The organism is Pseudarthrobacter sp. NPDC058329 (genome assembly GCF_042879835.1).
Classification (GTDB): Bacteria; Actinomycetota; Actinomycetes; order Actinomycetales; family Micrococcaceae; genus Arthrobacter.
In genome coordinates, this window is record NZ_JBHVZR010000033.1 from 1 (window position 1) to 14,522 (window position 14,522).

Annotated in this window: 15 protein-coding genes; 8 read left to right on the plus strand and 7 right to left on the minus strand. The window is 65.9% G+C overall.

Features of this window, described 5'->3' with window-relative positions; translation table 11 throughout:
• Positions 1–796 (plus strand): HNH endonuclease (locus tag ACFVYC_RS22120; protein ID WP_387554358.1); only part of this gene is annotated, 796 nt, incomplete at its 5' end.
• A 162-nt stretch (positions 797–958) separates the two neighbouring features.
• Here ACFVYC_RS22120 and ACFVYC_RS22125 read toward each other — a convergent pair.
• Both ACFVYC_RS22125 and ACFVYC_RS22130 read right to left on the minus strand, forming a co-directional pair.
• Entirely contained in the window at positions 959–1,636 is a 678-nt protein-coding gene (locus tag ACFVYC_RS22125) for a 4-carboxy-4-hydroxy-2-oxoadipate aldolase/oxaloacetate decarboxylase (RefSeq protein ID WP_387554360.1), read from the minus strand.
• A 25-nt stretch (positions 1,637–1,661) separates the two neighbouring features.
• Positions 1,662–2,870, minus strand: a complete 1,209-nt coding sequence (locus ACFVYC_RS22130; RefSeq protein ID WP_387554362.1) for an aspartate transaminase — start codon at positions 2,868–2,870, stop codon at positions 1,662–1,664.
• Positions 2,871–3,111: 241 nt separating this feature from the next.
• Here ACFVYC_RS22130 and ACFVYC_RS22135 point away from each other — a divergent pair, with 241 nt between their 5' ends.
• The gene (locus ACFVYC_RS22135) at positions 3,112–3,621 is read left to right on the plus strand and encodes a hypothetical protein (protein ID WP_387554364.1); all 510 of its coding nucleotides are present in this window, start codon (positions 3,112–3,114) and stop codon (positions 3,619–3,621) included.
• A gap of 47 nt (positions 3,622–3,668) precedes the next feature.
• Positions 3,669–4,091, plus strand: a complete 423-nt coding sequence (locus ACFVYC_RS22140; RefSeq protein WP_387554366.1) for a universal stress protein — start codon at positions 3,669–3,671, stop codon at positions 4,089–4,091.
• Between the two features lie 155 nt (positions 4,092–4,246).
• Here ACFVYC_RS22140 and ACFVYC_RS22145 read toward each other — a convergent pair whose 3' ends face one another.
• Positions 4,247–4,885: a GPP34 family phosphoprotein gene (locus tag ACFVYC_RS22145; protein WP_387554368.1), complete on the minus strand. Its 639-nt coding sequence runs from the start codon at positions 4,883–4,885 to the stop codon at positions 4,247–4,249.
• A 144-nt stretch (positions 4,886–5,029) separates the two neighbouring features.
• Here ACFVYC_RS22145 and ACFVYC_RS22150 point away from each other — a divergent pair, with 144 nt between their 5' ends.
• The 5 genes from ACFVYC_RS22150 to ACFVYC_RS22170 all read left to right on the plus strand — a co-directional run bounded on the left by ACFVYC_RS22150 (position 5,030) and on the right by ACFVYC_RS22170 (position 11,252).
• Positions 5,030–5,938 carry a MurR/RpiR family transcriptional regulator gene (locus ACFVYC_RS22150; protein WP_387554370.1) on the plus strand — a complete coding sequence of 303 codons (909 nt, stop codon included), beginning with the start codon at positions 5,030–5,032 and terminating at the stop codon, positions 5,936–5,938.
• A gap of 123 nt (positions 5,939–6,061) precedes the next feature.
• Positions 6,062–7,018 (plus strand): NAD(P)-dependent oxidoreductase, encoded by a 957-nt coding sequence (locus ACFVYC_RS22155; protein ID WP_387554372.1) that lies wholly within the window; start codon positions 6,062–6,064, stop codon positions 7,016–7,018.
• Positions 7,019–7,065: 47 nt separating this feature from the next.
• On the plus strand, positions 7,066–8,613 hold the full coding sequence (locus ACFVYC_RS22160; RefSeq protein WP_387554374.1) for an aldehyde dehydrogenase family protein: 1,548 nt from the start codon (positions 7,066–7,068) through the stop codon (positions 8,611–8,613).
• Between the two features lie 42 nt (positions 8,614–8,655).
• Positions 8,656–9,882: an amidohydrolase gene (locus ACFVYC_RS22165; RefSeq protein WP_387554376.1), complete on the plus strand. Its 1,227-nt coding sequence runs from the start codon at positions 8,656–8,658 to the stop codon at positions 9,880–9,882.
• Entirely contained in the window at positions 9,879–11,252 is a 1,374-nt protein-coding gene (locus tag ACFVYC_RS22170) for a DUF3100 domain-containing protein (RefSeq protein ID WP_387554378.1), read from the plus strand. Before ACFVYC_RS22165 ends, ACFVYC_RS22170 begins: the two co-directional genes overlap by 4 nt.
• 297 nt (positions 11,253–11,549) lie before the next feature.
• On the opposite strand, the gene ACFVYC_RS22175 is transcribed toward ACFVYC_RS22170, so the two are convergent.
• From ACFVYC_RS22175 to ACFVYC_RS22190, 4 genes are read right to left on the minus strand one after another with little or no spacing between them, the layout of a single operon-like run.
• A complete protein-coding gene (locus ACFVYC_RS22175; protein ID WP_387554380.1) occupies positions 11,550–11,702 on the minus strand; it encodes a hypothetical protein in 153 nt (50 codons plus the stop codon).
• A 36-nt stretch (positions 11,703–11,738) separates the two neighbouring features.
• Positions 11,739–11,981 (minus strand): hypothetical protein, encoded by a 243-nt coding sequence (locus tag ACFVYC_RS22180; protein WP_387554382.1) that lies wholly within the window; start codon positions 11,979–11,981, stop codon positions 11,739–11,741.
• A gap of 52 nt (positions 11,982–12,033) precedes the next feature.
• Positions 12,034–13,509, minus strand: coding sequence for a D-serine/D-alanine/glycine transporter (cycA, locus tag ACFVYC_RS22185; RefSeq protein ID WP_387554384.1), 1,476 nt, complete (start codon positions 13,507–13,509; stop codon positions 12,034–12,036).
• Entirely contained in the window at positions 13,499–14,332 is an 834-nt protein-coding gene (locus tag ACFVYC_RS22190) for a methylenetetrahydrofolate reductase (RefSeq protein WP_387554386.1), read from the minus strand. The genes cycA and ACFVYC_RS22190 overlap by 11 nt, the downstream gene beginning before the upstream one ends.
• Positions 14,333–14,522: the final 190 nt, after the last annotated feature.

Genomic DNA, 14,522 nt, shown 5'->3' on the forward strand with positions numbered 1-14,522 from the left:
GCAGGGCCCGGAGGAAACCCGCACCCTCACCCAACTGAAGGCCGATACTTTCGCCGCAGCGGTTCTCGGCAGCGGCACCAGCACCGGCACCGGCACCGGCAGCGGCGGTGGCACCGTCGGCCCTGGAGCCGGTGATTCTATGGACGCGGGAACCGATGCGGGCCAGTCCTCGGGGATCCGGGCCCAGGTCCTGGTCACCGTTCCCGTGTTCTCCCTGCTGGGCCTCACCGGCGAACCCGCGGTGCTGGACGGGTATGGGCCGATCCCCCCGTCGATGGCACGGGACCTGGTGGCCAACGGAGCGGGTTCGTTCTACCGGGTCCTGGTCGATCCGCGGGACGGCGCGCCGCTGGAGATCGGCCGGACCAGCTACCGGCTCACACAGGCCATGAAAAAAGCACTTCAACTCCGGGACGGCAAATGCACCTTCCCCGGCTGCAACAACCCCTCCTTGGACAACGAGGCCGACCACCTTACGGCCTGGCAGCACGGCGGGACCACCGGAATCAGCAACCTGGCACAACTCTGCCCAAAACACCACCGCCTCAAACACAACAGCGGCTGGACCCCCACACCAACTACCCAGAACGCGCCACCCGGCTGGACCTCACCCACCGGCCGCCACTACAAACCCGAACACCACGACTGGGAACCACCCCACTGGCCCCACCACATCCAACCAGTACCGGCTACCCGGGCATGCGATCCACCGCCCGGAAGCGTGGACTTCATCCGCGCAGGACACACCCCCGGCGAAGAAGCCATCGCACGGTTCCTGCACGCCCGCGACGGGTAAGACCGGTCGTTGGTTGAGCCCGTCGAAATCAAGGTTTCTGGCCCCTAGCTCAACCACCGGGCGCGCTCAACCACCGGCTCCACCAAACGCAGAACAGCCGCCGCAGGGCAATCCCTGCGGCGGCTGCACTGCTGCTGCTATCCCTGGCGTTGTTCTGAGCTGCTAGGCCTGTTCGACCAGCAGTCCCTTCGCCTTCAGGACATCCGTCAGGTTGCAGAGGTCGATGGTGGTTCCGCCGGCTTTGTACAGGCCGATGAGCTCGCGCTCGGCGTCGTCACGTTCCTGCGAGAGGCGGATGACCTCTTCGATTTCGTCCTTGCGGACCACCACCACGCCGTCAGCGTCGCCGCGCAGGACGTCGCCCGGGTAGATGATCTCGTCACCGAAGACCACCGGGTGGTTGATGGGGCCAATGGTTTCCTTGACGGTGCCCTTGATGGAAATGCTGCCGGAGAAGACGGGCAGTCCAAGCTCGATGAGGTCCTGGGTGTCGCGGACGCCGGAGTCGGTGACCAGGCCGGCCAGGCCCTTGGCTTTCATGGCGTTGCCGAGGACGTCACCGAAAGTGCCGGCTTCCTCGTACTCCCCCGCGGCGGCCAGGATGACATCCCCGGACTGCGCGTAGTGGATGGCCACCTGGAGCATGAGGTTGTCCCGGGGTGCACAACGGACGGTGGTGGCGGGGCCACAGAAGGACATGGCCCGATCGATGGGCTTGATCTTGGAGCTAAGGGCTCCCTTGCGTCCCTGAGCCTCGTGGATGGTGGCGGACGAGAACTTCGCGAGCCGGCTGACGGCGTCGGCGCTGGGGCGGTCAATACTGGTTTTGACGTGGATCACGGCGTTTTTCCTTCGGTGGGTTGGTTCAGCTGAGGGCCTGGACGGCCTTGTCAATGGCGGCAATGGATTCTTCGATGATGTCCAGGCTGGTGGCGTAGGAGATGCGGAAATACGGGCCCAGGCCGTAGGCGGAACCCTGGATGACGGCCACGGAGGCATGATCGAGCAGGTAAAGAACAAAGTCCTGGTCATCGCGGACCACGGTGCCGTCCGGCGTCGTCTTTCCGATGGCCCCCGCACAGTTGACGTACGCGTAGAAGGCGCCCTCCGGCGTCGCGCATGACAGACCTTCGACGGCGTTCAGGGCGGCGACGGCGGTGTCCCGCCGGCTGCGGTACGTTTCCACACTTTCGCGGACGAAGCCCTGGTCGCCGGTGAGGGCGGCTGCGCTGGCAGCCTGGCTGACCGACGACGGGCAGGACGAGATCTGCGACTGCAGCTTGTTGATCGCGGCAACCAGTGGAGCGGGTCCGGCCGCGTATCCCAGCCGCCAGCCGGTCATGGCGTAGGCCTTGGACACGCCGTTGACGGCGAGGATGCGGTCCTTCAGTTCGGGGGCTACCTCAACCAGGCTGGTGAGCTTGCCCTCGCCGAAGTAGATCTGGTCATAGATTTCGTCAGTAAGGACGTAGACGTGCGGGAAACCTGCCAGGACGTCGGCGAGCGCGCCAAGTTCCGCCGGGGAGTATACGGCACCGGTGGGGTTGGACGGGGTGTTCAGGATGACCCACTTGGTGCGTTCGGTCAGGGCTGAGGCCAAGGCCCCGGGTGTCAGCTTGAACCCGACGTCTTCGCCGCAGGACACCACAACGGGCGTGCCTTCATTGGCAAGCACCATGTCCGGGTACGAAACCCAGTAGGGGGCGGGGACGATCACTTCGTCGCCGGCGTCCAGCGTTGCCATAAAGGCAGTAAAGATGACCTGCTTGGCGCCGCCGCCGATGGTGATCTCTGCCGGCGTGTAGCGGAGGCCGGTCCGCAGTTCGAGGGTCTGGAGGATGGCCTTCTGCAAGGCAGGGGTTCCGGTGACCGATGTGTACTTGGTTTCACCCTTTTTGATGGCGTCGACGGCGGCAGCCTTGATGTGTTCGGGGGTGTCGAAATCCGGCTCGCCGACCGTCAGGTCGAGGATGCGGCGCCCTTCTGCTTTCAGCTCACGCACCCGGGCCGCGGCGGCCACGCTGGCCGAAGACTTGATGCGGGACACTCGCGATGCAGGTTCAAATTCAGACATGGTCTCTTCCTAGGGAGTCAGGAGCGAGCGGAACTCGTTTCCTTCGACCCTAGGGAAATCCTGCGGGTACGGATAAGACCTAAAGTGCGTGGACGGATAAGCGTCCCTTATGGCTGGCCGAGCCACAGTTTCCGGTTATGGGTCCACCAAGTATTGGTATTTCCGTGGCCCATGTCTTACTGCCTAGCCTTCTACCTATGTTTGCCCGCCCTTGCGGGAATCCGAACCGAGGAGCCACCTTTTGGCCTTAACGCAACCCGCCGACGTCGGTTATTACCGCTACCGCGGAACGCCCAAGCCTGACAAAGCGGCGCTTCAGGCGGAGAAGATCCGGAAGCTGCTCAAGGCGAACCGGCAGCGGCTTGCGTTCAACGCCAGCAGCAGCCGTCCCTTGTCCGTCCGCCTGAACCAGCACGTTGGGCAGGCCCTCCGCGACGGCATGAAGGTCACCCGCCTGGCCCAGGCCGCAGGGCTGTCACGCTGGACCGTCCGCACCATCGGCCTGACTTTCGACGACCTGCTGCCGTCCGGGCTGCCCACCGAGCACCAGCTCGCCGTGATCGCCCGGCTGAGGTCAGAACTCGCTGAGCTTGAAGAAGCAAAAACAGATTTGGAGAAGCGGCGGCTGAATCTTCTGGCAGCCGCCCGGCGGCTCGGCGTCATGGATGACTTCGAGCTCGCCGCGCTGAGCGGACTGCAAAGCGAGGCCATCCGCAAGATGACATGGGGTTCGCAGGCCAACGTTCCCTAGACTGGCTACGGAACGCCAGTGACGTATACCAGCAAAGGAGTAAGGGCATGAGCGGAGTAGTTGTAGTAGGTGTCGACGGCAGCGAGTCGGCGAGGAAGGCCGCGGAGGCCGCACGGGACCTGGCCAAGTCGCTGGGAGCTTCCCTGCACGTGGTGACCGCATTCGAGACCGAAAGCGCCGAGACCTTCGGCGTCGGTTCGGACAAGGTCAGGATCTCCAACGCCGACAGCGCCGAAATTGTCGCGAAGGCGCTTGGCAACGCAGCACAGGGGCTCGAGATCACCCACTCGGCGGCCCGTGGCAAACCCGCCGACGCGCTGATCAAGGAAGCCATCCGCGTGGACGCCCGGGTGATCGTGGTCGGCAATCGCAGGATGCGCGGCATCGGACGCCTCCTGGGCAGCGTCGCCAACAGCGTGGCGCACAACGCCCCCTGCGACGTCTACATCGCCAACACGTACGAGGACTAACAGATCGATTTATTGGGCAGCTGCCACGAGCTGAGGGGCCTTTAAGTCCTCATAGTGCCCAAAAACTCTCACGGCTGCGCCAGGCAAGCGGACGACGACGGGACCTCCCGCCGTCGTCCGCTTGCGTTAAGCCCCCATCACCGCAGCGGCCGCACCTACGTAGCCGCCTCCGCCTCCGCCAGCCGAATCATCCGGAGCTCGTCGGCAACTGCATGGGAAGGCCAATGGCCGTCAGCTATTCCCCGTGCCCGCGACCGATCAGCGTCCGGGAGCAGCTTTTCCAGCAGTCCAGTGACATACAACAGGCCAATCAGGGCCGTGCTTCGAGGTTCCGGGATCCCGCCACGCAGCCCGTCCTCAATCTCCTTGAGCAGCGCCGCCTTTGGCGCATGGTTCTGTTCGGGATACCGGGTGGTCCTGAAAATGCCAAGGTGCTTTTCACCCACGTGCTTCACCACGCCCTTGCCGGCCATGTCCTCATAAAGCCGGTGCACCTCCGCCCGGCTTTCCAGCATCGACACCCAGCGCTTGGGCGTGTGCGGCCGGGATTTGTGCCGGATGACCTCCAGCTGCTGCTGGAACCCGGGCGCAGTACCGGACCCGGTGTCCCTGACGTGCTTTCCCTGCAGCTCGATAGCACCGTACAGATCCAGCTCGGCCAGAACCGCCCCGGCCACTCCCGCCTGGAGGACAGGCTGGGAAACGACGGGTTCGCCGTCGGTATCGTTCGTCGCAAGAAGGAGGAACGCCTGGGGCAGGCTCAACTCCCATGCTTTGGCAGATTCAGCGTTCATAAGACCATGGTCCCGCTGCCGGGCGGCCACCACAACGAGGATTTACATCCCTGAAATGCAAACCACTAGCCGCAAGAGCAATTGCAGAGTACATTTAATGCAATCCGCTTTGCAGAGTGACCTGCATTACAGAATAGGAAGTCCTTGAACACGAACGCCCTTGTCGTTGACCCGTCCGCAGGTGTTGCCAACGGCTCAAACAGCGCCGGAAACACTTCCAAGGCCTGGCTCGGCGACGCGATCCCGGACGTTCCGCTCACCAAGGCCCAAAGCCGGGTTGTGGAGGTCATCGCCCGCAACCCGCAGCTCTCCTCCTACGCGGACATCGCCGAAATCGCCCAGCGGGCAGACGTCAACAACTCCACCGTGGTCCGTGCCGCCCAACATCTGGGCTACCGCGGCTGGCCGGATCTTCAGCGGGAACTCCGGTCCCGCTACCTGGTGATGATCTCCACCGAAGACACCCTCACCGAGCACGGCGAACACCGCAGCCCCCTCCACGACGCACTGAACCACGACATCGAGAACCTGCGCCTGACGCTGGACTCCAACACAGCGGACGACGCCGAGGCAGCCATCGCGGCGATGGCCGCCGCCACGTCCATCACCGTCGTCGGGATTGGCTCATTCGCCGGGCCCGCCAGCGTGATGGCCCACCTGGGCTCGACCATGGGCTACCCCATCTCCCTGGAAAACCGGGGCGGCGTCCACCTGGCCTCCAGCACCAACAGCCTCGGCAAGGGTGACGTGCTGGTGGTTATCAACATGTGGCGTTCCGTGCGGCAGGTCATCGTCGCTGCCGAAGCGGCCAAGGCCGCCGGCGCCACGGTCATCGCCATCAGCGACATGCGCCGCGGCCGCCTGGCAGCCGCGGCGGACCACCTTTTGGTGGTGGCCTCCGAAGGCATCTCCTTCTTCCAGTCCGTCACCGCCGCAAATTCCCTGGTCTACGGCTTGCTCGCCGGCATGGAGGCAGCCCACCCGGAGCGCACCCGCGCCGCCATCCGCCGCACCCAGCAGCTGTGGAAAGACCTCGACATCTACCTCGACTGACCACGCCTTCCCGGCCCAACGCGGGGTCACTTTTGGCCCAATAATGGGCACTTATTGGGCCAAAAATGACCCCGCGTTGAGCCCCCAATCTCCCCAGCACGCACACTTTCCAGGAGCCAATCAATGAACAACCAGATCGAGCGCCGCATAGCCGTCATCGGACTCGGCGCCATGGGCGGCGCCATGGCCGCCACCCTTCACAAGGCCGGCTGGGACGTCACCGGCTTCGACCCCTTCGACGCCGCACGGGCGGCCGCAGAAAAAGCCGGCGTCAGAACCACCGCGAACCTCGCGGACGTCGCCGGGACACCGTACGCAGTCCTCTCCCTGCCCGCCGCCAGCATCGTGGAAACCACCGTGCCCCAACTCCTGGCACCGGGAACCGTCGCGATCATCGACACCACCACCTCCGAACCTGCCACCAGCAAGCACATGGCAGAGCTGGCCCAGGCGCACGGCGCAGCGTTCGTGGACGCACCGGTCTCAGGCGGCCGCGACGGCGCAGCAACCGGTTCGCTGAGCGCCTTCGTCGGTGCAACGGACGAAGCCCTGGCCGCGGCCGAGCCCGTCCTGCTCGCATTGACCGGCGGAAAGTACAGCCACATCGGCGGCCCCGGCAGCGGCAACGTGGTCAAGCTCCTGAACAACGTCCTGGCAGCGGCCAACCTGGTCTCGGTGGGTGAGGCGCTGGGCGTCGCCAAGGCCTATGGCATCGATCCCGCCACTGCGGCGGCGAGCATCAGCGGCGCCTCCGGCGGCAGCAAGGTCTCCGCAAACATGTACCCCAACTGGGTACTCAGCGGCACCCACGACTCCGGATTTTCCCTGGGCCTGATGGCCCGGGACGCAGCCCTCGCCGTGGACGTCGCAGCCCAGATCGGCGAAAAGCCCTCGCTGCTGGCGGCCGTCGCAAGCCAGTGGCAGGACGCCCTGGCGGCCCTCGGACCGAAGGCGGACTTCACCGAGATAGCCCGGGCCGTAGCCCCTTCGATCACGCCTGCGGGCGCACCAAGCACGGCCGCAGGCGCCGCGCCCGCCCCCGCGTCCAGCAATGCAACCGGCACCACCGCCATCGCCTAAGCACTCCCAGCGCCAGCACCGACTCCCAGCCCTGAAGGAACACCACATTGAGCATCACCACAGCACCAACTTCCTCCTCCGCAGCCACCGCCAAAGCAGTCCTGGACGCGGCTTTCCCGGCAGGCCTCGGCGCCTTTGTTGACGGCCGCGTCCTTCCGGGCAGCGGCGAGGGCATCACCCTCACCGCGGCCGCCACCGGCGAACCGTTCGCCACCTACTCCGACCCCGGCGCCGAGGGCGCCAACGCCATCCTGGAAAGCGCGACGGCGGGTGCGAAGGTTTGGGGCGCGATGAACGGTTTCGAACGGGCCGCGATCCTCCGCAACGTCAGCCGCGCCGTGGAACAGCACGCGGAGGAACTCGCCATCCTCGAGTCCGCCACGACGGGCAAACCCATCCGCGACGCCCGCGTCGAAGCCGCCAAGGTGGCCGAAATGTTCGGCTACTACGCCGGCTGGGCGGACAAGCTGACCGGCCAGACCATCCCGGTCCCCGGCAATTGGCACACCTACACCGAGCGCGTCCCGTGGGGCGTCGTCGTCGCCATCACCCCGTGGAACGCCCCCATGTTCACGGCCGGGTGGAACTCCGCCGCCCCGCTCGCCGCCGGCAACGCCGTCATCATCAAGCCCAGCGAATTCACCCCGGCGTCCTCGGTCCGCCTTGCCCAGATCGCCCACGAAGCCGGGCTGCCGGCAGGCGTCTTCAACGTGGCCGCCGGCTTGGGCCAGACCGTCGGCGCAGCCCTCACCACCGACCGGCGCGTGGGCAAGGTCAGCTTCATCGGCTCCGTCCCCACGGGGCGCCGCGTGGCGGTGGCCGCAGCACAGGCCGGGATCCCGGCACTGCTGGAACTCGGCGGCAAGAGCGCCAACATCGTCTTCGCGGACGCGGACCTTGACCGGGCCGCGGACGGCGCCATCTCGGCCATCTTCTCCGGCGCCGGCCAGTCCTGCGTGGCCGGGTCACGTCTCCTGGTGGAGCGCAGCGTGCACGAACAGTTCGTTGAGCTCGTGGCCGCGAAGGCAGCCCGGCTCCGCGTCGGCGACCCCCTCAGCGCGGACACCGAGGTGGGCCCCATCATCACGGCCCAGCAGTTCGCCACCGTCAACACCCTCATCGAGGCAGGAATGAACGACGGCGGCCGCCGGGTCACCGGGACCACGCTGCCGGAGTCCCTGGCCGGGTCCGCCCTGGCCGGCGGGCACTGGGTGATGCCCACCCTGCTCGACGGCGTCACGCCGGCCAACCGCCTCGAAACCACCGAGGTCTTCGGGCCGGTGGTGGGCGCGGACGCGTTCGATACCGAAGCCGAGGCCATCGCCCGGGCCAACAACACCAACTTCGGCCTGGCCGGTGCCGTGTGGACCTCGGACGTGTCCCGCGCCCACCACATTGCCCGCGAGGTGAAGGCCGGCACTTTCTGGATCAACTCCTACAAGACCATCCATGTGGCGGTTCCGTTCGGTGGCTTCGGCGACTCCGGCCACGGCCGCTCCTCCGGCCCGGGCGTGCTGGACGAGTACACGCAGGCCAAGGCCATCTGGGTGCCTACCCGCGCCGCCGGATCCCCCTTCCCGTCGCTGTCCTACTAATGCCCTCGCCCACTGGAAGCGCAAACAAAAAGGCAGATGCCCATGGAACTGACAAACACCACCCCCGCACTGGCGTCGCTACGCAGCGAACTGGCAGACGGCGTCGAACACTGGAAACCCCGCGTCCAGACACTCGCGCAGGAAATCCACGCGCTCAAGGAGATCTCCTTCGAGGAGGTGCGGTCCGCTGAGGCCATTGCCGCCCTGCTGGCTGAGGCTGGATTCGAGGTGGAGCGCGGCACATCCGGCCTGCCCACCGCCTTCAGCGCCAGCGTCGGCAGCGGTGGGCTGACGGTGGCGCTGTGTGTGGAGTACGACGCCCTCCCGAACATCGGCCACGCCTGCGGCCACAACCTGATCGCCGGCGCCTCGGTGGCCGCCGCCCTCGCCCTGCGGCCGTTCGTGGACCAGTTGGGCATCACGCTGAAGGCCATCGGCACCCCTGCCGAGGAACACGGCGGCGGCAAGGCGCTGATGCTGGAGCGGGGAGCGTTCGACGGCGTCGGGCTGGCTTTGATGGTCCACCCGGTCCAGGACGGGCTCACCTACAACCCGGCCGGCACCAGCGCCCAGGCCGTGGGACGGTACAAGGCCACGTTCACCGGGAAGGCGGCGCACGCGGCAGCGGCCCCGCACCAGGGCGTGAACGCCGCCGATGCCGCGGTGCTGAGCCAGGTGGCCATCGGCCTGCTCCGCCAGCAGATCCCCAGTGACCACCGGATCGCCTGCTTCGTGGCAGAGGCTGGACACGTCACCAACATCATTCCTGAAAAAGCCGTGGTCCAGTTCGAGTGCCGCGCCTTTACCCTGCCGGAATACGAGGCGCTGCACCAACGCGTCCGGAACTGCTTCGAAGGCGCGGCCCTGGCCACGGGAACAACGCTGGTCATCGAGGAAGCAGAACCCCTCTACGAACCGCTGCTTCAGGACGACGCCCTTGCAGCGCATTGGACCGACGCGATGGATGCCTTCGGCAAGGACACGTCGCGGTCCTCCGGCCTCAGCGGCGGCTCAACGGACATGGGCAACATCTCCCAGGTCATCCCGTCCCTGCACCCCTGGCTCAGCATTCCGGGTGCCAACGTGCCCATCCACTCGCATGCGTTTGCCGCGCTTGCCAACTCCCCCGAGGCCTACGGGGTGATGTTCGAGGCAGCCACCGCGCTGGCCTGGACCGTCGCCGGCGCCGCCTCAATCCCCGCCCAGCGGGAACGCTTCACCCAAGCGGCATACCGCCGTCGTACTGTCACGCAGGAAGGCACATCATGAGCACCACCAAAACAGCCCGGATCGATAAGGCCGGCACCAAGCTGACCCTCCCGATTGCCGCCCTTGCCTTCGTCATTGCGCTGGCGGTCCAGTTCATCGGGCAGGCGAAGATCGACGTCGGAATCGGCGCCATCATCATCTTCCCCATGGTGTGGGGCCTCATCCTGGGCCTTTTGGTCTCCGTCCAAAAGTTCAAGCCGCTGGGCCTTGACCTCCAGCGCGTGGCCGCCGCCCTGGTGGGGGTGGCCGTGCTGCTCCTCGTGGCCCGGTTGGCCTTCAACATCGGTCCCAGCCTGCCCACCCTGCTCAGGGCAGGCCCGGCACTTCTGCTTCAGGAAGTGGGCCACCTGCTCGGCACGATTGTGCTGGCACTCCCCCTCGCCGTCCTGCTGCGGATGGGCAAGGCAACCGTAGGTGCCACCTTCTCGCTGGACCGGGAGCCGTCCTTCGCGATGGTGTCCGAGAAGTACGGGCCGGATTCCGACCAGTACCGCGGTGTTCTGGCCATGTACGTGTTCGGCACGCTGTTCGGCGCCGTGTTCATCACGTTGCTGACTTCCCTTGTGGCCAACTGGAAGATCTTCGATCCGCTGGCCCTGGCCATGGGCGCCGGCGTGGGGTCCGGCTCGATGATGGCGGCCTCCGCGGCCAGCATCGTCGCCGCCTACCCGGCTGACCAGGAAGCCATCCTGGGCATGGCCGCCGTGTCCAACCTGATCACCACGGTGCTGGGCGTGTACGTGGGCATCTACATCGCGCTGCCGCTGGCGGACAAGTTCTACAAGGCCCTCACCCGCAAGCAGACTGCCCGCGAAACCGCGGCAGTAACGGCGGGCGCATCCGTCCAGCGCAGCGCGGCGGACGTTGACCGGGAGGCAGCGCAGGCTGAGGAAAACCGGCTGTTCCGCGAACGCGTGGCCGAGTCCTCGGCCGCCATGAAGCTGCCGTTGTGGCTGTCGCTTTCGGTCCTCACGGTCTTGGGCATCGGCACGGCGTCGGTGGCGGCGAAGGGCTTCAGCCTGACCATCGTGGCCGGGTATGCCATCATGCTGGCACTGGTGCTGGTGAGCATCGTGCTGGCGAAGCTCACCCGGAAGATCTCGGCGATCGTCTTCATCACCACCCTCGGCGCGTACATCTCCAGCCCGTGGTTCTTCGGGGCGGAACCCTTGAACGCCGCGGTCAAGACGGTGGACTTCCTGTCCATCGCCACCGTGATGCTGACCCTGGCCGGCCTGTCGCTCGGCAAGGACATCCCGCTGCTAAAGAACATTGGCTGGAAGATCATCCCCGTGGGCCTGGTGGCCATCACGGCGTCGTTCCTGCTCTCCACGGTGATCGCGGAGTTCGCCCTGGGGCTCTGGCACTGACTCCCCCGCCTTCCGAGTTTTTGGACAGGTGCAAGGGGTTGGGGCGCGGGAGAGTCCTCTGTGTCCGAAAACTTCAGTAGTCAGGGCAAATGGAAAGCGGACGACGGCGGGAGGTTCCCGTCGTCGTCCGCTTTCCTTTCAGGGCAAACAAGGCGTGCGGGCCACCTGGATCACCGGTATGACTTCGAAAAGCCATGCGCCCAACACGGCCAGCGCACTAATCCAGGTTGTTGCCCGCCGTTTCGGGCCCGCACGGTCCTGCCGCCGTCAGACGAACAAGCGTCAGGCGAACAAGCGTCAGGCGCTGGTTCTCCGCTTCAGCCAGCCCCAAACGGCCGTGGCCGCCAGCAGGATCAGGCCGATAGTCGCCAGCCACAGCAGGCCCTCGATCACGAAGCCGAGGACCGAAAGAACAAGCCAGATAACAAGCAGTGTGATGATGAGTCCCATGGGGAAAGCCTAAGCCTCGAAGTACCCGGGTGCCTGCTAACTGGACACGTCCCTCTCGATTTCTTCGGCGAGGTCGTCCACGGCTTCGGGACGCAGGTCGATGCCGGCCTCGTCGAAGCGCTCCTCGAGGACGTGGCTAACGTCGTCCTCGACGTGGCCCAGGCGGATCTCGTCCTTGACGTCTTCGGCGATGCTTTCCGCCGTTTCCACCCCGTCAACCTCCCCCACGCTCTCATCGTCGTCAAAAGGGGCACCGGTGGTATCAGCTGAGTCAGTCATACCTCATCGTTGCCGGTTGCCTGCGGCCGGTCAATGAATACTTGGCGGTGCTTTACTTCTTCACCCCGTCAAGATCACGCCCGATAGCCGACGCTTCGGTATCCATGTCCTGCGCCAGCTCCGACTGGAACCGGGCAAAGCGGGCCACGTGTGCAGGCCGGCGGCGCAGCACCAGCCAGGCGGCGCCGAGCACCAGGAACCACACCGGAGTGACCAGCAGCGCCAGGAGGGTGTCCGGCTGCGTGGTCAGCGCCCACAGAACGAACGCGAAGAAGGCGAACACCACCCACACCATCGGGATCCCACCCGGCATCCGGTACTTGGACGCCTCGTGCAGGTGGGCGCGCCGCCGTCGGAATGCCAGGTAGCTGGCCAGGATGATGGACCAGACGAACACGAAGCAGACCGCGGACACGGTGGTCACCATCTCGAAGGCCTTGCCGATGTCCTGGCCCGCGTACATCAGGATGACGCCGGAGAGCAGCAGGACGCAGGAGAGGAACAGGGCGTTCTGCGGGACCTTGCGGGCGGACAGGTTGCGGAAGACCGACGGCGCGTCCCCCTCCTGCGCCAGTCCGTAGACCATGCGCGAGGTGGAGTAGATGCCGGAGTTGGCCGAGGACATGGCCGAGCTGAGCACCACCAGGTTCACCACGGTGGCCGCGGCGCCGAGGCCGGCCAGGGAGAACATGGCGATGAACGGACTGTGGCCGGCCTGGAACTGGGTCCACGGGGTGACGGCCATCAGGATGATCAGGGCACCCACGTAGAAGAGCAGCACGCGGATGGGGATGGAGTTGATGGCCTTGGGCAGGTTCTTCTCCGGGTCCTTGGCCTCGGCAGCGGTGGTGCCCACCAGCTCAATGCCCACAAACGCGAACACCGCGATCTGGAAGCCGGCCACAAAACCCATGAACTCGTTCGGGAACATCCCGCCGTGGCTCCACAGGTTCGAGAAGGTGGCAGGGCCGGCGTCGGACTGGAAACCGGTGAAGATCATAAACATGCCCACGATGATCAGCGCGGCGATGGCGATGATCTTGATCAGCGCGAACCAGAACTCGGTCTCGCCGAACGCCTTGACCGTGACCAGGTTCAGCAGCAGGAGGATGGCCACGGTGGCCAGGCCCGGGATCCACAGCGGCAGCCCTGGCCAGAGCTCCTTCGAGTAGCCCGCGATGGCGATGACGTCAGCGATGCCCGTGATCACCCAGCAGAACCAGTAGGTCCAGCCGGTGAAGAAGCCCGCCCAGGGGCCCAGCAGGTCCGCGGCGAAGTCGCTGAAGGATTTGTAGTTCAGGTTGCTCAGCAGCAGTTCGCCCATGGCCCGCATCACGAAGAACAGCATGAAGCCGATGATCATGTAGACGAAAATGACGGACGGCCCGGCCGCGGAGATGGTTTTTCCCGAGCCCATAAACAGGCCGGTGCCGATGGCGCCGCCAATGGCGATCAGCTGGATGTGCCTGTTGGTGAGCTGCCGCTCAAGATGCGGCTCCTGGCGGGCCGATACAGGGTTAGTTGTCACGTGCTGCTCCTCGAATCAATGCTGTCTGGAGTGCTGAAGTTGTTGCCTGGTCCGGCCCCGCGGGGACGGAATCCAGGCTGTTGAAGCTGTAAAGATGGATGCCGGCGATGGTGCCCGGCCGGCTTGTCAGCCCGGCGATCAGGCTGTCCGGCGAATAGCGGTCCCCGCTGAGGAGCTTGCGGGCCAGCGGGCCCTTGCGGCTCAGGAACTTCAGGGAACTTCCGACGCCGATCTGCGCGCCCAGTGCCACCAGCCTGGTCCGCGGGACGGACCCTGCCACGCCCGCCCAGACGGGCAGGCGTACACCTTCGCGGCGAAGGAGCGCAGCGTAGTCGTGGATCTTCGCCGCGGCGAAGCACATCTGCGTCACCACGTGCGTGGCCAGGTGCTGCTTGGCGAGCAGGCCATCGAGCAGGTCAACGGGGCTGACCAGCGGGTGGCCCTCCGGGTAGCCTGCCACTCCGGCCCGCAGCATCCCGCCGGTGTACTGGGCGATGTCTTCGAGGACCGGAAGGGCCGAGTCATAGACGCCGGCGGCCTGTTTCCGGTCTCCCCCAATAACGAAGACCTCGCGGATGCCGGCCGCATCGCAGCCCCGGACAATCTCGGTGAGCTCGGACCGGCTGCGGATGCCGCGTGCAGCAAGGTGCGGGATGACCTTGTACCCGGCGTCGGACAGTTCCACTGCGGTGCGCATGGTCCGCTCGATGCCGTGGTGCGGCAGGCACGTCACGCTGAGCGCGGTGGTTTTGGGCACCAGGGCCTGGACCTGCTCAACGATTCCCTGGGCAGGGATGATTTCGATTCTGACGGGGAACGTCATTGGTCCTCTCTCAACATCAGGAAGTTCGGGCATCAGGTTTTTTGGGCATCAGTGAACCGGGGCATTGGGTTGGGTTGCAGGGACACTCAGGCCGTGGCGGCGAGGAGTGAGCTGGCTTCCTGGCGGGTGGTGCCGGAGGACTCGATGTGGGCGAGTTCGGCGGGGATGTCCCAGCCTTTCTTCCGCATCG

What these genes read in the sequence shown, in the direction of transcription:
- ACFVYC_RS22175 (WP_387554380.1), bottom strand. Translation starts at nt 11,702, where the DNA reads ATGGGACTCATCATCACACTGCTTGTTATCTGGCTTGTTCTTTCGGTC.
- ACFVYC_RS22140 (WP_387554366.1), top strand. Translation starts at nt 3,669, where the DNA reads ATGAGCGGAGTAGTTGTAGTAGGTGTCGACGGCAGCGAGTCGGCGAGG.
- ACFVYC_RS22170 (WP_387554378.1), top strand. Translation starts at nt 9,879, where the DNA reads ATGAGCACCACCAAAACAGCCCGGATCGATAAGGCCGGCACCAAGCTG.
- ACFVYC_RS22145 (WP_387554368.1), bottom strand. Translation starts at nt 4,885, where the DNA reads ATGAACGCTGAATCTGCCAAAGCATGGGAGTTGAGCCTGCCCCAGGCG.
- ACFVYC_RS22190 (WP_387554386.1), bottom strand. Translation starts at nt 14,332, where the DNA reads ATGACGTTCCCCGTCAGAATCGAAATCATCCCTGCCCAGGGAATCGTT.
- ACFVYC_RS22180 (WP_387554382.1), bottom strand. Translation starts at nt 11,981, where the DNA reads ATGACTGACTCAGCTGATACCACCGGTGCCCCTTTTGACGACGATGAG.
- ACFVYC_RS22155 (WP_387554372.1), top strand. Translation starts at nt 6,062, where the DNA reads ATGAACAACCAGATCGAGCGCCGCATAGCCGTCATCGGACTCGGCGCC.
- ACFVYC_RS22130 (WP_387554362.1), bottom strand. Translation starts at nt 2,870, where the DNA reads ATGTCTGAATTTGAACCTGCATCGCGAGTGTCCCGCATCAAGTCTTCG.
- ACFVYC_RS22165 (WP_387554376.1), top strand. Translation starts at nt 8,656, where the DNA reads ATGGAACTGACAAACACCACCCCCGCACTGGCGTCGCTACGCAGCGAA.